The 22697-nt window shown below is 52.6% G+C and carries 12 protein-coding genes, 1 tRNA gene and 10 pseudogenes; 12 read left to right on the top strand and 11 right to left on the bottom strand.

The genetic code is table 11. The annotated features are described in order from the left end of the window. Positions 1 to 165 precede the first annotated feature (165 nt). Positions 166 to 1431: an MFS transporter gene (locus AACL06_RS07940; RefSeq protein WP_339036717.1), complete on the bottom strand. Its 1266-nt coding sequence runs from the start codon at positions 1429 to 1431 to the stop codon at positions 166 to 168. A gap of 327 nt (positions 1432 to 1758) precedes the next feature. On the opposite strand from AACL06_RS07940, the gene AACL06_RS07935 reads away from it, so the two are divergent. The 3 genes and pseudogenes from AACL06_RS07935 to AACL06_RS07925 all read left to right on the top strand — a co-directional run. After that, positions 1759 to 1920 (top strand): hypothetical protein, encoded by a 162-nt coding sequence (locus AACL06_RS07935; protein ID WP_339036715.1) that lies wholly within the window; start codon positions 1759 to 1761, stop codon positions 1918 to 1920. After that, a pseudogene (locus AACL06_RS07930) lies at positions 1853 to 2652 on the top strand (IS5 family transposase). Before AACL06_RS07935 ends, AACL06_RS07930 begins: the two are co-directional and overlap by 68 nt. Positions 2653 to 2737: 85 nt before the next feature. Further along, a pseudogene (locus AACL06_RS07925) lies at positions 2738 to 3253 on the top strand (transposase); the annotation flags it as partial. 706 nt (positions 3254 to 3959) lie between these two features. On the opposite strand, the gene AACL06_RS07920 reads toward AACL06_RS07925, so the two are convergent. Then, positions 3960 to 4047 (bottom strand) — tRNA-Ser (locus AACL06_RS07920). A gap of 207 nt (positions 4048 to 4254) precedes the next feature. On the opposite strand from AACL06_RS07920, the gene AACL06_RS07915 reads away from it, so the two are divergent. The 3 genes and pseudogenes from AACL06_RS07915 (at position 4255) to AACL06_RS07905 (ending at position 5769) form a co-directional block, all read left to right on the top strand. Next, entirely contained in the window at positions 4255 to 4584 is a 330-nt protein-coding gene (locus AACL06_RS07915; protein ID WP_339036713.1) for a TusE/DsrC/DsvC family sulfur relay protein, read from the top strand. Between the two features lie 179 nt (positions 4585 to 4763). Continuing rightward, on the top strand, positions 4764 to 4898 hold the full coding sequence (locus AACL06_RS07910) for a hypothetical protein (protein WP_339036711.1): 135 nt from the start codon (positions 4764 to 4766) through the stop codon (positions 4896 to 4898). Continuing rightward, positions 4858 to 5769: pseudogene (locus AACL06_RS07905) on the top strand (IS5 family transposase). Before AACL06_RS07910 ends, AACL06_RS07905 begins: the two are co-directional and overlap by 41 nt. Positions 5770 to 5901: 132 nt before the next feature. On the opposite strand, the pseudogene mukB reads toward AACL06_RS07905, so the two are convergent. From mukB to cmoM, 4 genes and pseudogenes are all read right to left on the bottom strand, one after another. After that, positions 5902 to 10343 (bottom strand): annotated as a pseudogene (gene mukB, locus AACL06_RS07900) (chromosome partition protein MukB). Next, positions 10340 to 11069: pseudogene (gene mukE, locus AACL06_RS07895) on the bottom strand (chromosome partition protein MukE). Before mukE ends, mukB begins: the two co-directional pseudogenes overlap by 4 nt. Continuing rightward, a pseudogene (locus AACL06_RS07890) lies at positions 11050 to 12150 on the bottom strand (chromosome partition protein MukF). Before AACL06_RS07890 ends, mukE begins: the two co-directional pseudogenes overlap by 20 nt. Continuing rightward, positions 12147 to 12932, bottom strand: coding sequence for a tRNA uridine 5-oxyacetic acid(34) methyltransferase CmoM (cmoM, locus tag AACL06_RS07885; RefSeq protein WP_339036709.1), 786 nt, complete (start codon positions 12930 to 12932; stop codon positions 12147 to 12149). The pseudogene AACL06_RS07890 and the gene cmoM overlap by 4 nt, the downstream one beginning before the upstream one ends. 141 nt (positions 12933 to 13073) lie before the next feature. Here cmoM and elyC point away from each other — a divergent pair. Next, positions 13074 to 13807, top strand: a pseudogene (elyC, locus tag AACL06_RS07880) (envelope biogenesis factor ElyC). An 18-nt stretch (positions 13808 to 13825) separates the two neighbouring features. On the opposite strand, the gene kdsB reads toward elyC, so the two are convergent. Together kdsB and AACL06_RS07870 are read right to left on the bottom strand one after the other, a co-directional pair. Further along, complete coding sequence (gene kdsB, locus AACL06_RS07875) at positions 13826 to 14572, bottom strand: 3-deoxy-manno-octulosonate cytidylyltransferase (RefSeq protein ID WP_339036707.1); 747 nt, start codon at positions 14570 to 14572, stop codon at positions 13826 to 13828. Continuing rightward, positions 14569 to 14751 (bottom strand): Trm112 family protein, encoded by a 183-nt coding sequence (locus tag AACL06_RS07870; protein WP_339036705.1) that lies wholly within the window; start codon positions 14749 to 14751, stop codon positions 14569 to 14571. Before AACL06_RS07870 ends, kdsB begins: the two co-directional genes overlap by 4 nt. Before the next feature lie 262 nt (positions 14752 to 15013). Here AACL06_RS07870 and AACL06_RS07865 point away from each other — a divergent pair. The 4 genes and pseudogenes from AACL06_RS07865 to glyS all read left to right on the top strand — a co-directional run. Next, positions 15014 to 15195, top strand: a pseudogene (locus AACL06_RS07865) (IS256 family transposase); the annotation flags it as partial. A gap of 98 nt (positions 15196 to 15293) precedes the next feature. Continuing rightward, positions 15294 to 16110 (top strand): annotated as a pseudogene (locus tag AACL06_RS07860) (IS5 family transposase); the annotation flags it as partial. 306 nt (positions 16111 to 16416) lie between these two features. After that, positions 16417 to 17340 (top strand): glycine--tRNA ligase subunit alpha, encoded by a 924-nt coding sequence (gene glyQ / locus AACL06_RS07855; protein ID WP_339038352.1) that lies wholly within the window; start codon positions 16417 to 16419, stop codon positions 17338 to 17340. Beyond that, on the top strand, positions 17337 to 19406 hold the full coding sequence (glyS, locus tag AACL06_RS07850; protein ID WP_339036703.1) for a glycine--tRNA ligase subunit beta: 2070 nt from the start codon (positions 17337 to 17339) through the stop codon (positions 19404 to 19406). Before glyQ ends, glyS begins: the two co-directional genes overlap by 4 nt. 40 nt (positions 19407 to 19446) lie before the next feature. Here glyS and AACL06_RS07845 read toward each other — a convergent pair whose 3' ends face one another. From AACL06_RS07845 to AACL06_RS10665, 3 genes and pseudogenes are all read right to left on the bottom strand, one after another. Further along, positions 19447 to 19914: a Fic family protein gene (locus tag AACL06_RS07845; protein WP_339036701.1), complete on the bottom strand. Its 468-nt coding sequence runs from the start codon at positions 19912 to 19914 to the stop codon at positions 19447 to 19449. Positions 19915 to 19965: 51 nt separating this feature from the next. Then, the gene (locus tag AACL06_RS07840; RefSeq protein ID WP_339036699.1) at positions 19966 to 20088 is read right to left on the bottom strand and encodes a hypothetical protein; all 123 of its coding nucleotides are present in this window, start codon (positions 20086 to 20088) and stop codon (positions 19966 to 19968) included. A gap of 3 nt (positions 20089 to 20091) precedes the next feature. Continuing rightward, positions 20092 to 20190 (bottom strand): annotated as a pseudogene (locus tag AACL06_RS10665) (IS1 family transposase); the annotation flags it as partial. Between the two features lie 975 nt (positions 20191 to 21165). On the opposite strand from AACL06_RS10665, the gene ubiD reads away from it, so the two are divergent. Then, the gene (gene ubiD / locus AACL06_RS07835; protein WP_339036697.1) at positions 21166 to 22662 is read left to right on the top strand and encodes a 4-hydroxy-3-polyprenylbenzoate decarboxylase; all 1497 of its coding nucleotides are present in this window, start codon (positions 21166 to 21168) and stop codon (positions 22660 to 22662) included. Positions 22663 to 22697: the final 35 nt, after the last annotated feature.

The following is a 22697-nucleotide window of genomic DNA, read 5'->3' as shown; positions in this document are numbered from 1 at the left end:
AGGCTTCATTGGTTAATCAGCAATAGTGTTATTGTACCGCACTCTGACAATCTGCCCAATCCGTTAAGCAAAATGGCTGATTTTTCTTCTTCAGGCATGACAAAATGCGTTTTCGCGTTTTAAATGGAACCATTTTCGCGCACAGAAATGATACGCGGAAGATGCTTAAACGCGCGCTGCTTCTGGCAGGCGTTTCAGGTGATGCACCACTAATAGGGCGAGCAACAGCATGGCACTGATAAACGCCACCACGCCATACCAGCCGAAGCGGTGCCAGAATGTACCGCCAAGCGTGCCAGCGATGCTCGATCCGACATAATAACAAAACAGATAGAGCGAGGAAGCCTGGCCTTTGGCGCGGCGCGCGCGGATGCCGACCCAACTGCTGGCTACCGAATGAGCAGCAAAGAAACCGGCACTGAACAGCATCAAGCCGATAAATATCACCGTCACGGGTGACAACGCAGTGATCAGAATTCCGATCAGCATAATGGTGATGGAGGCCCATAGCACTGGGCCACGGCCAAAGCGCGAGGTCAGCATCCCCGCCTTAGGTGAGCTGTAGGTGCCGGTAAGGTATACCACTGATAGTAAGCCAACGATGGCTTGGCTGAAGTGATAAGGCTCGGTCAGCAGGCGATAACCAATGTAGTTGAACATAGTGACAAAGCTGCCCATCAGCAGGAAACCCTCAGCAAACAGCAGTGGCATCCCCTTATCATGCCAATGCCGCTTGAAATTGATCAGCAGGGTACGCGGGCGCAGCGAACTGGCGCGGAAATGTCTGGAAGCAGGTAAAATGCGCCAAAACAGACCGGCGGCGGCCAAACCGAACAGGCCGATCACCGCCAGCGCGATGCGCCAGGAGGAGAAGTCGGTCAGCACCCCGGTAATCAGACGGCCGCTCATGCCGCCAATCGAGTTGCCGCTGATATACAACCCCATTGAGAAGGCAACAAAGCTGGGGTGGATTTCTTCGTTCAAATAGGTCATGCCGCCTGCCGAAACGCCGCTCAGTGACAAACCTATCAACGCACGCATCAGCAAAATGCTGTTCCAACTGGTCATAAAAGCACAGATCAGCGTACAGATCGCCGCCAGCAATAATGCCACCACCATCACCGACTTGCGACCAATGGCATCAGACAATGGGCCGGTGAACATCAGGCCGATCGCCAGCAGCCCAGTCGACACTGAAAGCGAAAGACTGCTTTGCGCCGGGGAAATGCTGAAGTCATGCGATAACACTGGCAATATCGGCTGCACGCAGTATAGCAGCGCAAAGGTCGCCAGCCCGGCGGAGAACAACGCCAGAGTGACGCGCATAAATTGAGGTGTACCACGTTCAATGTAAGGAAGCTTATTGAGGCGGGAACGTTTAACTTTTCGTGCAGCCGCCGCATCATTTTTAGCGACCAGAGTTGGCGGCATTACAGCTGCAGAACGCACAGGGGTTATCACAGCGTTTCCTTAACCGAACATCGGGAGAGAGATAAACAGACGCTTATGGATTAAAGGAATAATAGGGAGAGGAACCTTTTTTGTCTAATAGATTAATAGACGTTTTAGCGATAAAATTTAGCGGAAAATATGGTGGATTTGTGTAGTAAATCACATAACTAATTAAATAGTTGACGCTGGATGATAAAAAAACCACCATAGCCTTTAGTCTCTATTTGCCAGCGCGAAAGAAAATAAGTAGGAGCTGATTTGTGAATGCGGTCGTGACGCAGACTTAGTGATGATGATTGAACGGCGTTGTTGAATAAATCGAACATTTGGCCGGCACGCGGATCAGATCACTCTCCTTCTGTCAAAATAGCGACATTCCGTGGCCCAGCAAAAGTTCAACATCACCAACTGGAAGGCTTACAACAACGCCCTTATCACTCGGGGCTCACTCACTTGCTGGGTGGATGAAACGGCACTTCATGCCTGGTACTGCGAGGCAAAACCTTCTCTGCGTGGTCGCCGATAACATTATTCCGATATAGCAATGACCAGCGTAATGGCAATCACCAGCGTATTGATGCTGAAACGGATTTTCGGCCTGACACTTCGCGCCCTCCAGGGCTTCATCGACTCCATTGTCACACTGATTAAAGTGGCGTTGAACTGCCCGGACGACACCTGTATCAGTAAGCGGGCGAAGTCCGGCCATGTCCCGTTTAAAACCCCAACGCCGGGTGAAATTGCGCACCTCGTTATCGACTCTAGCGGGCTCAACGTGTTGGGTGAAGGCGAGTGGAAGGTAAAAAAACACGGTCAGGAAAAACGGCGTATCTGGCGAAAACTGCATTTGGCCGTAGATACAGAAACACATGAGGTCATCTGTGCTGATCTTTCCTTGAGCAATGTCACCGATACCGAAGCCTTCCCAGGTCTCATCCGCCAGAGGTACCGTAAAATCAAAGTCGCCTTCAAGCGGTGGCGAACCAGCGCGTTACCGGAGACAACACACGGTGGAAAAGTATCACAGGCTACTACCGACGTTCGATAGCGGCAACAGCAAGGTACAGAGTAAAACAGCTATTTGGTGGTCACCTGTCGCTGCGAGATTATGATGGGCACGTTGCAGAGGCGCTGGCCATAATCTATGTATTAAACAAGATGCTGCTCGCCGGTATGTCAGAAAGTGTACGCCTTGCCTGAAAGCTGCCCATTCAGGGGACTCTTTATTCTAAATCCGATTTATTTAACAACGCCCGTTTTAGGACTTATATCACTGGCGCTGACAATTCTCATCGCCTGCGTTGACGGCCTGAAAGTCTTCCCTGATGCCATCAACGTTGCTTGTCCAAGTGTATCGTTCATTAGGGTGAGCAACAGTCTGCGGTTCGTCTCCTGGAAGGACTACAAGGCCGTCACCCGCGATCTGAAAGCTATAATCAGGTGCCCACGGAAGAAGCTGGGTTGCAGGCGCTGGAAGCGTTCTGTGGAGCCTGGGACAGCCGGTATCCACAAATAAGCCGAATCTGGCAGGAAAACTGGGCCAATCTGGCCACGTTCTTCGCCTACCCAACGGACCCGAAAGGTGCTCTACACAAAAAACGCCATCGACTCGCTGAACAGCGTGATCCGGCATGCCATCAAAAAACGTAATGTGTTCCCGACGGACGACTCAGTGAAAAAAGGGGTGTGGCTGGCAATCCAGGCGGCCTCGCAAGAATGGACGATGCCGCCGAGGGACTGGCGCATGGCTATGAGCCATTTTATTATCGAGTTCGGTGGCCGCCTGGACGGTCACTTCTGAGAAAAGGCATTTACACGGAATGCTGTACAGGCTAAGCAATGATAATAATCCCGCTTGTGAGAACGCTTTCTTTGGGTACGCCTGATTCGTATGGCCTGCCCCCGAGTTCCACCAGGGACCCCGTTGGTTGGCCGCTGACCTCCAGGCTCTTTCCTCTCCGAGACCCTTTCTTATTAGCATTTTAGCATTCTTGCACTGGCATAGGCTCTCTTCTTGTTCCGCCATATCAGGCATAGGAGTTTCCGTCATATCCAACCATCCAGCTCTTCCAGACAACCTTTCACTTCCGTTAGTCGGAAGTAATCCGCCTCGTAGCACCGGGTTGCGTTCTCTGGGCACTACCTTTAGTGATTGCGAGACATTTCCCGTCGTTAAACTCCAAATTTTTCCCTTCAACCGCGAGACACTGCTGCCTGAGATCTTCAACTTCTTTATTTTGTGGGCTGTAGCACTCTACCCCAGGCACTTACGGTTCCACGGCCTGTCCGCCGCGCTTCTTGCTTTCGGCTTCCTTCAGATCCACAGTCACCGATGACACCTTTGCCGTTCAGCTAACACTTTCACTTACCGGGTGTGTAGAGGACTTTCACCTCTAAGTCATCCTTTGACTACCACAGTCAAAAGACAGCGCCTGTCATGGCGCTTAGCGCCATGACAGGCGCACCATAAAGGAACCCAAGCTTATCAAAATATGGGGGTCTAGATATGGCGGAGGAGCAGAGATTCGAACTCTGGAACGGTTTCCCGTCGACGGTTTTCAAGACCGTTGCCTTCAGCCACTCGGCCACCCCTCCGTAACGAACAAAACTATAAACAGAGCAGATCTGCTTGTAAAGCCCAAGACTGCCCAACTGCACGAAAATAACGCACCCAATTACGCAAGCGTTTAATCAAGCATCAGCGTCGGTTCACTGTGCCGCAACGATAACGATGGGCAAAGAAGTATCATGAAAATTTTGCTAAACTCATGCCCGTTCAAAACTATCCGTTACCGAGGCAGTATGTTGGAGTTTGAAGGTCAGGCCACTGAAACTGATGCACAAGGTTACCTGAAAAATAGCGCAGATTGGCATGAAGGCTTGGCACCGCTGCTGGCTGCCCAAGAAGATATCACGCTTACCGATGCACATTGGGAAGTGGTACGTTTTGTTCGTCACTTCTACCAGCAGTTTAATACTTCACCGACGATCCGTATGTTAGTCAAGGCCATAGTGCAGAAATATGGTGAGGAAAAAGGCAATAGCCGCTATCTTTACCGCTTGTTCCCGCAAGGCCCGGCTAAACAAGCAACCAAAATAGCCGGCCTGCCAAAACCAGTAAAATGTATCTAACAGACTAGATAGGCTATGCTACCGTCTCAGGAATTATGGATGAATGCCTGAACGCCAAGTGGCAAATGCCAAATCCCTACAGTCCCTCCCGGACATGATCGGCGCGAGCACTGTACTGCCACTCCTTCCGTTAGGCCACCAATGCCCTGCACGATGTCATGCACATACGCAGCGTGGCGTTGTGGAATAAATCAAACTTTTGGCCGGCACGCGGATCAGATCACTCTCCTTCTGTCAAAATAGCGACATTCCGTAGCCCAGCAAAAGTTCAACATCACCAACTGGAAGGCTCACAACAACGCCATTATCACTAGTGGCACTCCGGGTTCACTCACTTTCTCGGTGGATGAAACGGCACTTCACGCCTGGTACTGCGAGGTAAAACCTTGTCTGCGTGGTCGCACACCACATTATTCCGATATGGCAATCACCAGCGTATTGATGCTGAAACGGATTTTCTGCCTGACACTTCGCGCCCTCCAGGGCTTCGGCGACTCCATTGTCACACTGATCAAAGTGCCGTTGAACTGCCCGGACGACACCTGCATCAGTAAGCGGGCGAAGTCCGGCCATGTCCCGTTTAAAACCGCAACGCCGGGTGAAATTGCGCACCTCGTTATCGACTCTAGCGGGCTCAACGTGTTGGGTGAAGGGGAGTGGATGGCAAAAAAACATGGTCAGGAAAAACGGCGGATCTGGCGAAAACTGCATTTGGCCGTAGATACAGAAACACATGAGGTCATCTGTGCTGACCTTTCCTTGAGCAATGTCACCGATACCGAAGCCTTCCCAGGTCTTATCCGCCAGAGGTACCGTAAAATCAAAGTCGCCTCGGCGTATCGGGCTTAGGATACGCGAGTGTGTGATGATGAGTTAAGGGGCAAGAAGCTCAAGGCGTTAATACCGCCCAGCAGAGGAGCCAGTGATTGGTCGGCAGACTATGCAGAGCGAAATCAAGCGGTGGCGAACCAGCGCCTTACCGGAGACAACACACGGTGGAAAAGTATCACAGGCTACCACCGACGTTCGATAGCGGCAACAGCGAGGTACAGAGTAAAACAGCTATTTGGTAGTCACCTGTTGCTGCGAGATTATGATGGGTAAGTTGCAGAGGCGCTGGCCATGATCTGTGTATTAAACAAGATGACGCTAGCCGGTATGCCAGAAAGTGTACGCCTTGCCTGAAAGATGCCCATTCACGGGACTCTTTATTCCAAATCCGATTTATTCAACAATGCCGCTATGTGCAAAATAGCATCCCAGGCTAGGGCTGCTATTTTTATTTTCAGAGTTTAGCGCGTTTTTACTCTATGACGTTTATGACGTTTCTACCGCTGCGCTGCCTGACACTGGCGGCTCGTCGGTAAAACCACGCAACCCCACTACATGCACATGCTCATGGTTTTGGAACACTTTGCGCACCAGCTTATAGGTGGTGCCTTTCTCTGGGCTGATATTCTCCGGCGTAGCAATGATCAATTGCATCTCTAGGCGGTCACACAGCTCGAACAGCGTGGCGATGGACTTGGCGTCCAGACGCGCTGCCTCATCAAGGAACAATAGGCGGCACGGCGAGATTTCTTTGCCGCGCAGACGGCGCGACTCTTCTTCCCAGCTCTGCACTACCATCACCAGGATCGACCTCCCGGTACCGATCGCTTCCCCCGTGGATAAAGCAAAGCTCTGTGCGCGCAGCCAGACATCAGAACCATGGAACACCTTCACCTCCAGTTCAAGGTAGTTGCAGTAATCCAGCAGTGCTTCGCCGATGGTTTGCGACGTACGCTGCCCCATATCGATCTGCGGGTTCAAGCGCTGATACAGTTTAGCCAGTGCCACCGAAAAGGTCAGACGGTTACTGCTAAACAGATCCTGATTCTGTTCTTGCTGCTCAGAGAGCACGTCCAGCAAGGTGGCGTGTGCTTCACGCACATTGATGTTCAACCGCACACTTTTCACCTGACAAAAAGAGACCGCCTGTAAACCCTGGTTCCGCATGCGAATGCGGTTCTGCTCACGCTGGATGGTCTTGCGGATGATATTGGCCACGCTTTTGGCACTGATCGCCAGCTTTTGCTCACGGTCGGTCAGTTCCTCAGTCAGACGGCCCAGCTCAATTTCCATCTGTTCGATGGCTTTAACCGGATCTTCGGTGCGGATAATATCCTGACGAATACGTTCACGCAGGTGCTGGTAAACAGCTATGTAGAACTGGATTTTGCGTTCCGGATGCTTCAGATCTTCCGATAGACGCAGCACATCGCGCAGGTGTTCGTTATCGGCCACCGCCAGACGCAGTGCACCGAGCGCCTTATCCGACATCGAAAGCAAAGAGTCACCATCCATATAAGCTAGTTCGCGGCAGTGCAGACGGCACTCCACACCGTTGTCTTTCACCATGCGCATTACCGCGCACCAGCCCGCCTTGGCAGTCACTACCTGCTCACGCAACTGATAGTAATCGCGCTCCAACTTGCGCAGTTTCTTCTGCCTGTCCATTTCTGCTTCACAGAAGGTCAGTTGTTTTTCCAGTTGATTGCAGCGCGTGCGGTTGTTGCTCAGCGCCGCATGCAGTTCATCGCGACGTTGGCGCGCACGTGCTTCAGCATTGCCGTCAGCCTGCACGCTGATATCCACCATTTCCTGGCTCAACTCTTTAAGCATGTCGTGTTTGGCATAATAGGCACTTTTCAGTGAAGCCTGCACCTGGCTGAACTGAGTAAACTGAGTTTAGTATTGACGCAGTTTTTCACGGGTACGGGTACGTTCCGCTGCCGCGTGTTCCAAACGCTGGCGCAGCTTGTCGTTAAGATTATTGTCGGCGTTCAGCATGCCCGCCGAGTCGGTATAACTAAAGTGCGCACGGCGATGAACCACTTCGTTCAGCGCAAACGCTTGCTGTTTGAACTGGCGCTGCACGTTCTGTGCCTGCGCATAGTCCTGCTGTAATTGTTTATGGTGCTGCAGATCGCTCTGCAACACCGGCAGCAACGGTTCCAGTTTGGTCAGGGATACGCCATGCTGCTGAATATGACGCGCGGCATACTGCGCCTGTTCCAGCTCTTCATAGATCTCCTCCACCCGATCCTGCACAGTATCATCATTGAGTAACGATACCCGTGGCATTAAGCGGTTCAGCGCGGAAATGCCCTATTTCGCCTGCTCATACTGCTGGCGTTGCTGCTGGTTCTGTGCCTCATGATTGTTCAGCGCACGTTCAATTTCACCGCGCCGAGCGTTCAGGCTACGGATTTCGGCTTCTGGATCGGCGTTAAATGCTACTGCCAGATGGCTACCGATAAAGCGGCTGAACGCCTGATGTGCACGCTGTGTTTTCTGGACGTCGAACGATAGCGTCGCGTAACGTTCCGCCAGCGTTTCGCGCTCGGCGTGCAGCACCTTACCTTCAAACGGTTTTCGCGCGCGGCGCGGCCAAACAACCGCACCTGTGGATAGCGCGAATAACGCCACTGGCGTTCAGCGGTTTTTACCAATACCGCCCGTTGCTGTTCTTCGACGGTGAACACGCTGTCATCGAACGACTGCGGGTCCCCCTCGATCAGATAGAGATCTTCTGGGCAGTCTTCCAGACTTTGTAGCATTTCGCGTACACGAGACAGATCCGGCACTACGATAGCATGGCGCGAAGGACCGTACAGCGCCGAGAAATAAGGGGCGTCGTCAAGAGTGACATCGTCGTAGATTTCAGACAGCAGCACACAGCCAAAGCATTCGGCCAGGGTAACCAGACGTGTGTCTTCGGCACCGTCTGGCTGACTGAGACGCTCGATCTGGGCTTCTACATCGCTTTTGCGCGCCGCCACCTCGTCGAGCTCAACGGTGGTTTCACGTTCGCGCTCCAGCAGTTTTTGCATGTACTCGGTCACCTGCTGGCTGCTTTCCAGTGGCTCACCGCTCTGCTCGCAAAGCTTGCGCAAAGAATCTTGCGCCGCCAGCCACATCGGCGCACACGCCGTCATTTCACGAATACGCTGCTGCAGCTGTTCCAGTTCCTGACGCATTCCCATCCGCTGTTCGCCAGCCTCGATAACGATCTGCGACAGCGAGTCCAGGCGTTCCTCAAACTCTTGCAACAGCGCATCAAAATCGTCCGGGTGATATTCTTGGCAGTGGCGTTTGCAGAACTCCTGCAAAAGCCGTTCGGCATCGTGCTGTAAACGTAAACGCTGTTCCAGTTCGCTCAGGCGCAGGCGCAGCGGCTGCACGCGTTCGGCAAGATGTTGCTGCGCAGGCCAGTCACGCAGTAATTCACGTGCACATAGCCAAGCTTCACTGCGACTGACTTGCCCGGTAATTTTACCCACCAGTTGGTAAGCATTTTCGAATTGGCCGTGTGCGGCGTCGGCCACACTCAGTTTATGCTCCAACATCAGCAAGGCTTCCGTCGCTTGCTGCTCGTGCGCTTGGAAAGTCTCCAGCCACTGTTCGGCGTTATCGGCAGTCAGTTCCGGTAGCTGGCATAGGCTGCGAGCGCGCTCCAGCGCCTGCAACGCCTGCTTGTATTGAATGGCACGGGTCTGCTGCACATCAAGCGCTTGTTGATAGTCGGCCAGTTGACTTTTCAGTTCATCCACTTCCAACTCAGCCGCCTGAGTGCGCGCTTCGTTTTCGGCCTGCTGCTCGCTGGCTTCGGCCACCACCTCACTCTGTTCTTCCAGACGGTAGGCCAGTGCTTCCAGATCGCTTTCATAACGCGAGATCTTTTCCTGTTGGCGTAGTGCCGTTTGCACCAGATTCAGATAATCTCTGGAAGCTTGGTAATCGGTTTCCAGATCGTATTCCGCGCTGCTTTGCTCTACCAGTTCTCGCGCTATTTCCACATGGCGATACTGCTCGGCGGCCAGTTGTTGGCGGCTGCCCAGCAGATCGCTGCGCAATGTCAGCGCATCATCCAGATGAATACGGCGTTCGTTGGCATGACGCATGTAGTCCGCCGCCACATAGGAAGTAGCCTCAGAGATCAAATGTTTAAACAGGGCACGATCAGACTGGGTGACGCGGATTGCCTCCAGCATCATGCCGTTTTCACGCAGCGCGGCTTCCATATTCTGGAATCCATTATGCACGCCGCTATTTTCCGGCAGCAAATAGTCACGCAGCGATCGGGTGATGGCGCTGGAAATACCGCCGTACAATGAGGCTTCGATCAGGCGGTAGAATTTACTGTGATCGGCGGATGATCGCAGGCGTTTCGGGATCACCCCCAGATCGAACATTAGCGAGTGGTAATCAGTGATGGAGTTGAACTGTACCCCTTCCATCTCTTCCACGCGTTCTTTCAGCTCATGCAACGGCAGCACGCGTGCTTGGCGCTCGCCCACTGTCTGGGTCAAAAGCTCCGTTGGCTGTACCGCAATCGGCTGCCCCTGAATGATGAAGGGCTTGATATCGACCTTGCGATCACGCCCCGCCACTTGCTGTAAACGCACGACAACCACCACACGCTGGTGGCGCGAGTTGACCACGTCAAGCGTGGAATAACAAACACCAGAACGCAGTTTGCCATGCAAACCTTTGTCGCGCGATCCGTTGGTCGCACCGGCCTCGGTGGTGTTGCTAAAATGCAGCAGCGTCAGATCGGGGATCAATGCGGTGACGAAAGCCGCCATAGTGGTGGATTTCCCTGCGCCATTGCCGCCGGACAGCGTGGTCACCAACGCGTCCAAATCAAAGGTGCGGGCGAAAAAGCCGTTCCAGTTAACCAGCGTCAACGAGCGAAATTTACCGCGTTCTATCATTGCTGTTCATCCTCTGCACCGTCTGGAACATTATCAACCTGGTGATCTTCAGCGTCATGTTCATCATTCAGCAACAGGCTGTGCTCAACAGGCAGCGCCTCACCATCGCGGATCATGCGCAACTGCGCTTCACGCGGATCATCACCGCTGCGCACATCGGCACCAAAGCGGAATACCGCCTCAGTGATACGGAACTTGCTGCTGTCATTGCCCATGAAATAGACCATGCCCAACCGACCCAGGCGTTTCAACGAGGTGCACACTTTTTCGTGCAGCTTCTGACGATCAAAATCCGAGCCGCTAGAGCGCTGGTTAACGAACTTTATCAACTTGCTCTTATCCGCCAGGCTCAGCAGCTCATCGTACAGTTCTTTATGGCTAAAGATACCTTCGTGTGCCAGAAGCTCAGGGCTGAGATAGAGGTAGCACAGGATCTTGCCGACCATCATGTCCAGCTCTGACAACACCGAACGCGGGATCTAAGGTGGTGGAGCGTGGGCGCAAATAGAAGAACCCTTCGGGTGCCCGAATCAACTCGACGCTGTAGCGGTGGTAAAATTCTTCCAGTTCATCCTGAAAATCCATCAAGAAAGCGTGGTTGTCCAGCTAATCGATACCGATGTGACGACCCGCACGCAGTTGGCTGTCCAATGCCGGAAACAGCATATTAGACAATGCCTTGGCCAGTTTGACTAGCATAAGTTGTTCAATATTTGTCGATGACATGGGCCTGGACCTTGGCTCCGTAATCATTGATTGCCTGCCATTGCGCTGGCAATCCTGAAAAATCTGCTTCAGCTACACCGAGGCGCAGCGCCTGGTCGACCACTAAACGCGCTACGTCAAAATGACGCGCACGCGGATATTGCACCAGATAATCGCGCATCACCGCCCCAAGATTGAGGGGCTTTTGCTGTTCCTGATAGATTTTCAGCGCCTGTTCAATTATCGCTGCCAACTGTTCACGGATCTCGCTGAACGCTTCAAATGCCAAGTCTAGCGGTAGTTCCCCTGTCAGTTCTTCACTGCGTAGCGTTAGCTCTTCGTCGCGCATATCCAGCCGACGGGAGGCAGCGGCGTGGGTCAGTGTCCACGGATGGTCAAAATAATTTTGCACCGATTGGCGCAGACGTTGGGCAAACACACGGTTTTTATCCATATCGATGGCGGTTCGGATAAATTTTTGTACATGGCGATCATAACCGATCCACAAGTCAATGGTCTGCTGGCCCCAACTGATGATGCGATCTAGCTTGCTTTGCAGATCGAACACCAATTCCCCGTTGGGTCATATCGATACTGTCAAAGATCTCGGCCACCGAATATTTCAACGGCGCAAACACGTTGCGATGCCAGTGGAAATCATCCTCCCGTCTTCGGCAGCATCGGCGGCGCGCTTGAGTTCCTGCGCCACAATTGACAGCTGCATCGACAGCCGCAGTGTGGAGAAATCACGCTGGCGAATATAATAGTCGGTAATGCCGATACCCAGTGGCGTTAGGCGGTAAATGGCGTTGCCGTCCGCCAGTTCGCTGGTAAAGCAGTTCAGCAGACGCTGGCGTACCATATCGTTGATCGCATTGTTAGCACGTATGGCGACCGTTTCATTCGTCTTTTCGAAACCCTTACTGACGTGGCGAAATGCATCAACCAGTTCACCTTCGCTGATTTCGCCGTCCAGTAGCTCGCCATTAAGGGTGGCGACAGCGAACAGAAAGGCAAGATGCTCTGTAGGTAGCGAAATAGAGAAGTCATTTTTCGGTGCCCAGGCGACCAGTTCGGGTAAGGTCTGGGAAAATTCACTCATAGTTCGTCCTTCCGGTCTGGTTTGCGCGCCATGACGTGGATATAGCGCCCCAAACTTACGTAAGGCTCCTGACGACAATAGTGCTGTTCAAGCGCCAGTAACTGTTCAAATTTTTGCGTCTGTAACTGTCTGCTTTGTAAATAATCGTGGAACACTCGCACGCCAGTTTTCCCACTGATGCGCATGCCCATCTGTTCCAGCCAGCCATATACCTGCAGCGGCCGCTGGGGATTTTGCGGCGACAGCGAGCGCTTTCTGCGTCTTCTGACCACCGGATCTACTAGTTGAAAATTACCCAATACCGTGTTGCGCATCACAAGGCCATTAGCGTTAAAGAACATCAGCGACAACGCGCCGCCCGGCAGCAGACAGCCGAATAACTGCTGCAACGCCGCTTCGGGTTTAGAGATCCATTCAAGCACGGCATGAAACAATATCAGATCTACCGGCTGTGCTAAATGTTGAGCGATATCCTGCGCCGAGCTTTGTATAAATTGCATGTTCTGGCTGACACCTTTCTGTTCAGCCAACTGTGCAGCACGCTGGATCATCTCACCAGAAAGGTCGCACAGCAGCACCTGATGCCCTGCCTGTGCCAGCTTGCAGGCAATATGGCCTTCACCACCACCAGCATCAAGGATGCGTAGTGACCGCAGCGGTAACTGCGCCAATAGTGTGGTCAGATCTTGCCACACAACCGCCTGGCGAATTTTCCCTTTGGTGGTACCGTAAATATTATGCGCAAATTTTTCGGCAATATCGTCAAAATTGAGATCCTGCACGGGTTGCGGCTCCACTTATTCGGGGGGCAAAGCATCGCCCATTTAAACCTGCTATTCTGGCACAGACTGGCTTAGAATGTATCTTCTTGCGAGCTGTTTATGCTCTGATGCGGTTTTTTCGCCCAAGAGGATCTGATTTTGCTGCTGTTCAACCTGAAAAAACTGATTGGCGCACTGTTGATGCCGCTGCCCACGCTGCTGTTGCTGTGGTGTACTCGCTGGCAAAAAAGTGGCAAAACTATTTTGACGCTCAGTTGGCTGCTGCTTTTCATCCTGCACCACGCGGCTGATCGAATCCGAATACCAGACCTACCGGGGCCATGACCCGGTGAACTATATCGTGGTGCTGGGGGGAGGCTATACCTTCAACCCAGACTGGGTACCGAGTTCAAACCTGATCGGTAACAGCCAGCCGCGCGTGACAGAGGGGGTAAGGTTATATCTCACCCATCCGGGTGCCAAGATGGTGTTTACCGGCGCGCGTGGCGCAAACACACTCAGCAACGCCGCTACCGCCGCCCTAGTCGCGGAAAGTCTGGCGCGATATCCTTAGGCTGGCGCACCCATTGGACACTGAGAAGGAAGCCGGAAAAGTGGCGGCGCTGGTCGGCAACCAGCCTTTTATACTGGTGACGTCAGCCAACCATATGCCGCGAGCAATGCGTTTTTTCAAAGCCAAGTTGCTGCGCCCCATCTCCGCGCCAGCCAACCATCTGGCGATCAGCTCACCATTTAATACTTGGCAGCGCGTTATGCCTTCCTCCATGTTCCTCAGCCACAGTGAACATGCGTGGTATGAGACTTTGGGTAGCCTGTGGCAGCGGTTGATAGGCACCGATGAGGCCGGTGGCGATGAGTCACACCCGGAGATATAGACTGTAGGCCATCGGCATTTAGCGCAGGCTGTCGCGCACACGCTGTAGATCATCAGGCGTATCGACGCCCACGCTCGGTATGACCTTGGCAACCGCCACATGGATTTTTTCGCCGTACCATAGCACCCGCAACTGTTCCAACAATTCAATCTGTTCCAACTGACTCGGCTGCCAACTGACGTAACGGCGGACAAATCCAGCGCGGTAGGCGTAAATGCCGATGTGCCGCAACAGGGTGTCGCCAATGATGTCTTGCGATGTGGCGAAGCGCTGACGATCCCAGGGAATAGTGGCGCGCGAAAAATAGAGCGCGTAGCCCTGCACATCTATCACCACTTTAACCACATTGGGATTAAAGGCTTCTTCGGCGCTATTGATCGGCACCGCTAATGTGGCCATGCCAGCGCAACTGGCCGCCAGATTTTCCACCACCTGACACACGATAATCGGTGGGATCATCGGCTCGTCACCCTGCACATTGACGATGATCTGGTCATCGTCAAAGCCATAATGTTCAATCACTTCTGCCAGCCGTTCGGTGCCAGAATGGTGATCCAGACAGGTCATACAGATTTCACCGCCAGAGGCCTCAACCGCTTTGGCTACCTCTGGATGGTCGACTGCCACGATCACGCGGCTGGCACCGGATTCACGCGCTCGTGCCATCACATGCACCACCATCGGCTTGCCGTTAATATCGGCCAACGGTTTGGCAGGCAAACGGGTTGATGCATAGCGGGCAGGGATAATAGCGATGAAACTCATGTGTGCTTCTCATCCACACAGAGTGCACGCGCGGCGTCTTCCAACAGCACTGGGATGCTATCGCGCAATGGATAAGCCAAGCCATCCACCTTGCAAATCAGTTCTTGGTTTTCTTTGTTGAAATAAAGATTACCGTTGCAGACCGGGCAAGCAACGATTTCGAGTAAACGGTGATCCATATTTCCTCCAGGGTGGAGATACATTATTGGGAAAGTGAAGGTAGATGAGAGTAGCATAACAACGCGCCGCAGGTTAAGAGTCTATCCCCTGTAGGCGTACATTGTTGCATTGCCACGGGACTGCCTGTATTGCCAGGGGGATGCGTGCTCTGATCCTGTGCAAGGGCAAAAGTTCGATTTATTTAACAAAGCCGTGCAGAATTTATTGCCCCCCCCCATAACGACACCGTATTGTCATTATAATCAAAAAAAGGAATGACACATGTCCCAACCCTTCGATTTCGATAAAGCCCTAGAAGCACTTCAGGATGGCCAGGCCTTAACGGGGGAAAAGATGGCATTTTAACTCAGTTAATCAAGCCGTTGACGGAAGCTGCTTTGGCCGCTGAACTTGACTCCCATCTAGCTCAAAACCTTGAAGCCAACCGTAAAAACAGTTCGACAAAATAAACAATCAAAACACTCACAGGCGCTTTTAACTGGCCACGCCTCGGGAGCGCAACGGCTCTTTTGAACATTAACGGGGCGTTGTTGAATAAAAACCTTCTCTGCGTGTTCGCCCACCACATTATTCCGATATGGCAATCACCAGCGTATTGATGCTGAAACGGATTTTCGGCCTGACACTTCGCGTCCTCCAGGGCTTCGTCGACTCCATTAATTACACTGATGAAAGTGCCGTTAAACTGCCCGGACGACACCTGCATCAGTAAGCGGGCGAAGTCCGGCCATGTCCCGTTTAAAACCGCAACGCCGGGTGAAATTGCGCACCTCGTTATCGACTCTAGCGGGCTCAACGTGTTGGGTGAAGGCGAGTGGATGGCAAAAAAACACGGTCAGGAAAAACGGCGGATCTGGCGAAAACTGTATTTGGCCGTAGATACAGAAACACATGAGTTCATCTGTACTGCCCTTTTCTTGAGCAATGTCACCGATACCGAAGCCTTCCCAGGTCTCATCCGCCAGAGGTACCGTCGCCAGAGGTACCGTAAAATCAAAGTCGCCTCGGCGGATCGGGCTTAGGATACGCGAGTGTGTGATGATAAGTTAAGGGGCAAGAAGCTCAAGGCGTTAATACCGCCCAGCAGCGGAGCCCGTTATTGGTCGGCAGACTATGCAGAGCGAAATCAAGCGGTGGCGAACCAGCGCGTTACCAGAGACAACACACGGTGGAAAAGTATCATAGGCTACCACCGACGTTCGATAGCGGCAAAAGCGAGGTACAGAGTAAAACAGCTATTTGGTGGTCACCTGTCGCTGCGAGATTATGATGGGCAAGTTGCAGAGGCGCTGGCCATGATCTGTGCATTAAACAAGAGGACGCTAGCCGGTATGCCAGAAAGTGTACTCCTTGCCTGAAAGCTGCCCATTCACGGGACTCTTTATTCCAAATCCGATTTATTCAACAACGCCGCGATAAGACAAAAACCAGCAAGATGATCGCACCGGTTAGTAAACTGACCTGCTGAAGCTAACTTGTTTAAAGAATGGTCGGCGGAAAACCACAAGCTGCGGGCGCTATAGCCTCATTGGGGTGCATCATTGATTCTACGCGGCTTAACCGATTCACACATGTCGCTGGATTCGGGCTGTATATCCTACGGTCAACAGGTATACTGGCACATTCGATCTAAATCCACTTGTATCGCGTGCGAATTCAACATCATGCAAAAGTTTGATACCAAGACCTTTCAGGGTCTGATGCTGACACTACAAGACTACTGGGCTCGCCAAGGTTGCACCCTTGTTCAACCATTAGACATAGAAGTCGGCGCAGGAACCTCACACCCGATGACCTGCCTACGTGCACTTGGCCCAGAGCCCATGGCCACCGCTTACGTGCAGCCTTCTCGTCGCCCGACCGACGGTCGCTACGGTGAAAACCCGAACCGCCTGCAGCACTACTATCAATTCCAGGTGGCGATTAAGCCCTCTCCAGACAATATTCAGGAACTGTACCTCTGCTCGCTGAAGGATCTGGGGCTAGACCCGACTATTCACGATATTCGCTTCGTGGAAGACAACTGGGAAAACCCAACCCTCGGCGCTTGGGGTCTAGGATGGGAGGTTTGGCTGAACGGCATGGAAGTGACGCAGTTCACCTATTTCCAACAGGTCGGTGGCCTGGAGTGCAAACCCGTTACTGGTGAGATAACCTACGGCCTGGAACGCCTGGCGATGTACATCCAGGGCGTGGACAGCGTTTACGATCTGGTGTGGAGCCACGGTACGCAGGGCATCACCACCTACGGCGACGTATTTCATCAGAATGAAGTGGAACAATCCACCTACAACTTCACCTACGCCGATGTGGATTTCCTGTTCTTCTGCTTCGAGCAGTACGAGAAAGAAGCACAATCGCTGCTGGCGCTTGAAAAACCGTTATCGCTGCCCGCTTACGAACGTATTCTAAAGGCTGGCCATACCTTTAATCTGCTGGATGCCCGCAAGGCTATCTCGGTGACCGAACGCCAGCGCTATATTCTACGCATCCGCACACTGACTAAAGCCGTTGCCGAAGCCTACTACGCTTCCCGTGAAGCGTTGGGCTTCCCAATTTGCAAAACGAGAACTCAGAGGCAGCCATGACTCAACAGACTTTCCTGGTGGAAATCGGCACGGAAGAGCTGCCGCCCAAGGCTCTTCGCTCGCTGGCGGGATCCTTTGCCGCCAACTTTACCACCGAGCTGGAAAATGCCAACCTCGGACACGGCTCAGTGAGTTGGTTCGCCACTCCTCGCCGTCTGGCACTGAAAGTGGCTAATCTGAGCGCGGCACAGGCTGATCGCGTCGTTGAAAAACGCGGCCCGGCGATCAGCCAAGCGTTCGACGCTACTGGCAAACCCAACAAAGCGGCCGAAGGCTGGGCGCGTGTCTGCGGCATCACTGTCGATCAGGCCGAACGCCTGGTGATCGACAAAGGCGAGTGGCTTCTGTACCGTGCCCATGTCAAAGGACAGCCTGTGCAGCAACTGCTGGCCAGCATGGTCAACACCGCGCTGTCTAAATTGCCTATCCCGAAGCTGATGCGCTGGGGTGATTCCGAGGTGCAGTTCGTGCGTCCGGTGCATACCGTAACCCTGCTGCTAGGCGCAGAACTGATCCCTGGCAGGGTGCTAGGAGTTGAATCTGCGCTTACCATACGAGGCCACCGCTTTATGGGCGAAACCGAGTTCTCCCTCGACAACGCTGATCACTACCCACAAATCCTACTGGAACGCGGTAAAGTGATCGCCGATTACGAAGCACGTAAAGCACTGATCAAGCGCGACGTCGAGCGTGCGGCGGCAAAGATTGGCGGCAAGTCCGATCTGAGCGAAAGCCTGCTGGAAGAAGTCACCTCGCTAGTGGAGTGGCCAGTGGTACTGACCGCCAAGTTCGAAGAGGAATTCCTTGCGGTGCCAGCGGAAGCGCTGGTGTACACCATGAAAGGCGATCAAAAGTATTTCCCAGTGTACGGCAGCGCAGGCAACCTGCTGCCAAACTTTATCTTCGTGGCCAACATTGAATCCAAAGACCCACAGCAAATCATCACTGGTAACGAGAAAGTGGTGCGCCCGCGTCTGGCGGATGCTGAGTTCTTCTTCAACACTGACCGTAAAAAACGTCTAGAAGACCACCTACCACGTTTAGAAACTGTACTCTTCCAACAACAATTGGGCACTCTGCGTGACAAAACCGATCGCATTCAGGCGTTGGCGGGCTGGATTGCTGGCCAGATTAGTGCCGACGTCAACCACGCTACCCGTGCGGGCCTACTGTCGAAGTGCGACCTGATGACCAACATGGTGTTCGAGTTCACCGACACCCAAGGCGTGATGGGCATGCACTATGCGCGTCATGGCGGTGAGGTGGAAGACGTCGCCGTTGCGCTGAATGAGCAGTATCAGCCACGCTTTGCCGGGGATAGGTTGCCGCAGTCGCGGGTCGCCTGTTCACTGGCAATCGCCGACAAAATGGACACTCTGGCCGGTATTTTTGGCATCGGGCAACATCCAAAAGGCGACAAAGACCCGTTTGCCCTGCGCCGTGCCGCACTGGGCGTGCTGCGCATCATCGTCGAAAAAAATCTACCGCTGGATCTACAAATCCTGACTGAAGAGGCTGTGCACCTTTACGGCAGCAAGCTGACCAACGTCAAGGTGGTCGATGAGTTAGTGGAATTCATGTTAGGCCGTTTCCGCGCTTGGTATCATGAAGAAGGCCATGCGCTAGACACTATTCAGGCAGTGCTGGCGCGTCGGCCGACCAAGCCGGCCGACTTCGATGCTCGCGTCAAGGCCGTCAGCCACTTACGTACTTTGGAAGAAGCGGCGGCGTTGGCGGCAGCCAACAAGCGCGTCTCCAATATCCTTGCTAAATCCACGGATACGTTGAACGACCACGTACAAGCTTTAGTATTACAGGAAGCCGCTGAGATCCAACTGGCGAGCCATCTGGTGGTACTGCGCGACAAGCTGGAACCATATTTTGCTGCTGGCAACTATCAGGACGCACTAGTGGAGTTAGCTACCCTATGCGAGCCTGTAGATGCTTTCTTCGAGAGTGTCGTGGTGATGGCCGAGGACGATGCATTGCGCGTGAATCGTTTGACACTGCTGAGCAAGCTGCGTGAGCTGTTTTTGCAGGTGGCGGATATTTCTGTATTGCAGTAACCGGTACTTTGCGGTGAAAAGGCGCTGACGAGCGCCTTTGTTACTTCTGGCAACCGCAAGGCGATACCGGCGACGTTAACCGATAACTTTGCAAGCGGCTGTTGGGTTTATCTGGCAGTGTCATTTCTATCCATCCTGCATTTAAGGCCGCTTGCAGATAGCGTTCGCGAAAAGATTTCCGATCCTGTAGCTGCAATGCGTTCTGTATCGCTCCCCGCGCCATTTCTCCCTGCAATACCGCCAGCAATTCGGTGACTTGGGGGATAAGGCTCTGCTCAAGCGCTTGCAGAATCATCTCCAGCATAAATTCGACCAAAGGCGCACAGTCGGTTTTCTGATTGCTGGTGTTAAGCGCCTGGTAATAACCGGACTGGGTATCGTGCACTAGGCTGTCAACCGGCACGTTGACAAATAACGGGGTCCAATACGACAGGATCAACGTTTGCCACAGCCGGCCCATGCGGCCATTACCATCGGCAAAAAGATGGATAAATTCATAATGAAACACGTAACTGCCGATTAAAGGAGGAAGATCAGTACGTTACAACCATTGTAATAGTTAAAATACTAGCAGAGAAACCCGTTTTGCAGCGGGAGCCATATGGATAACGACATTGCTGTTCATCACCCTCACGCCTCCGAGACGATAGTGACCCGCATCGGCCAATAGGTTATTCAACAAAGCCTCACGGAAGTGGAAGCGCACCTGATCTTTAGGGTTCTGACCATGGCGATAAACTAGAGTATGATCATAGCGGGGACAATGAACGTTAACGCAAGCCACAGGCAAACTGTAGTGGCGCATTAAGTTTAGCCACCTGAGCAGAGGTGATATTCTTACCTCTGCATAAAGCAGGTGACTTATGAAAAAGAAAACAAAGCGAGCCTTCTTCTTTTTTTTCGAATTAAAACGCGAATACACTCAGCTCATTGTCTATATAAGGTTATTCATATCAGGAAGCAAGTGCAGCCATGAACGGCGGTTCTTGCCCATGGGGGCAGGAGTGTCAGGTCCGTCCCACACAACGTCGCCGATAATGCCGGAGCAGCAACGTATCTGCAAGCAGGAGAAACAAGTTCGCCGTCTGAGCCTGTAGGCCACTTAAAAAGATCGTTCTGTTGTTGTAGATCGTCACTGTATCAGCACCAGACACACTCAATACGAGATTAGGGCTTTGCCCCTATTCACTGTTTGTGGCCTAACAGTTGAAAATCATTCGCCATTGTTTTGGGAAAACGCTTCTTTTTCTGGGCAGTAGCGCGTTAACGGACGATGAAAAGTTACTCTGACGTTAGGAACGTCGCAATATCTTGTACAGAGGCCTGTAACGCAACGAGAGCACAAAAAGCGAGATGGGCAAGCCGTGGGTGGTTTGGTCGAGAGGCACTGCCATTGGTGCCAGTAAGAACCTATCCCATTAGGCGATTTTATTTGCCATTTTCGCCCTGGGCAGTGTTCACCCTCCTCATGGACTCACTATACGCTGCGGTTGTTGCGTGCTGTCCTGGTCCAAACTGGCTGCAACAATGCACGCCTACTGGGATAGGCTCTAAGCTGATTAAAATTTATATTGATATTATCCAAGCACTATGGTGGTGACAACCCAAAATCGTAGCAGTAATGTGGGCAGATTAGCTAGAATTTGTTAATCTATCCGAAAGCAGTGAAGCACCTTTAAATCAGATAGTTAAATAAATATAGGCCAAAATAAAGGCCTCCTCATTAATGCATTTAAATCTACTATGAATCAATGATGTAATGGCTTGCATGAAATACCGTGACTTACGTAATTTCCTCTCATTGCTGGAAAAGAGAGGGGAACTAAAACGCATCAGCCAGCTAATCGATCCCTATCTAGAAATGACAGAAATTGCTGATCGCACGCTGCGTGCGGGTGGCCCGGCACTGCTGTTTGAAAACCCGAAAGGCTATGACATGCCAGTATTGTGCAACTTGTTTGGCACTGCCAAACGCGTGGCGATGGGCATGGGGCAAGAAGATATCAACGCGCTGCGCAAAGTCGGCAAGCTGCTGGCGTTCCTCAAAGAGCCTGAACCGCCAAAGGGTTTCCGCGATCTATTCGCCAAAATGCCAAAGTTCAAGCAAGTGCTGAATATGTCGACCAAAGTGCTGGGGTCTGCACCGTGCCAGCAGCAGGTGTGGCAAGGCGATGATGTCGATCTCAGCCGCATTCCGGTGATGCATTGCTGGCCGGAAGACGCTGCGCCGCTGATCACCTGGGGGTTGACAGTTACTCGTGGCCCGCATAAAGAGCGCCAGAACCTGGGCATTTATCGCCAGCAGGTGCTGTGCAAGAATAAAGTGATCATGCGTTGGCTGTCGCACCGTGGCGGCGCGCTGGATTATCAGGAATGGAGCCAGGCGCATCCCGGTGAACGCTTCCCGGTGGCGGTGGTGATTGGTGCCGATCCTGCGACCATTCTCGGTGCAGTAACGCCGGTGCCGGATACCCTGTCCGAATATGCCTTTGCAGGGTTACTGCGCGGCAGCAAAACTGAAGTGGTCACTTGCCTCTCCTGCGATTTGGACGTGCCCGCCAGTGCTGAGATTGTGCTAGAAGGTTACATTGAACCGGGTGAAATCGCCCCAGAAGGCCCATATGGCGATCATACCGGTTATTACAACGAAATTGACAACTTCCCAGTGTTCACCGTTACTCACGTTACTCAGCGCCACGACGCGATTTATCATTCCACCTATACCGGCCGACCGCCAGATGAACCTGCGATTCTGGGCGTGGCGCTGAACGAAGTGTTCGTTCCGCTTTTGCAAAAACAGTTCCCGGAAATTGTTGATTTCTACCTTCCGCCAGAAGGGTGCTCGTATCGCCTGGCGGTGGTGACCATCAAAAAACAGTATGCCGGTCATGCCAAGCGCGTGATGATGGGGGTCTGGTCATTCCTTCGTCAGTTTATGTACACCAAGTTTGTTATCGTCTGTGATGATGATGTCAATGGACGTGATTGGAATGATGTGATCTGGGCAATGACGACCCGTATGGACCCGGCAAGGGATATCGTATTGGTAGAGAATACGCCGATCGACTATCTGGATTTTGCTTCGCCTGTTTCCGGATTGGGTTCAAAAATTGGGCTGGACGCTACTAATAAATGGCCGGGTGAAACTGAGCGCGAATGGGGCCGTCCGATTCAAATGGATGAAAAAGTGCGGGCGCGCGTCGACGAAATCTGGGATGAGCTGGCAATTTTCACTGGCAGGGAACCGACGCTCTAATGTCAGGCTCTGTTCTCAGTTTTGTATTGATGACC

The sequence above is a fragment of the Serratia symbiotica (Periphyllus acericola) genome, from assembly GCF_964019515.1.
Taxonomy (GTDB): Bacteria; Pseudomonadota; Gammaproteobacteria; order Enterobacterales; family Enterobacteriaceae; genus Serratia; species Serratia symbiotica_D.
The sequence above is the reverse complement of the archived record's forward strand: the minus strand, read 5'-3'. Positions and strand labels throughout refer to the sequence as shown.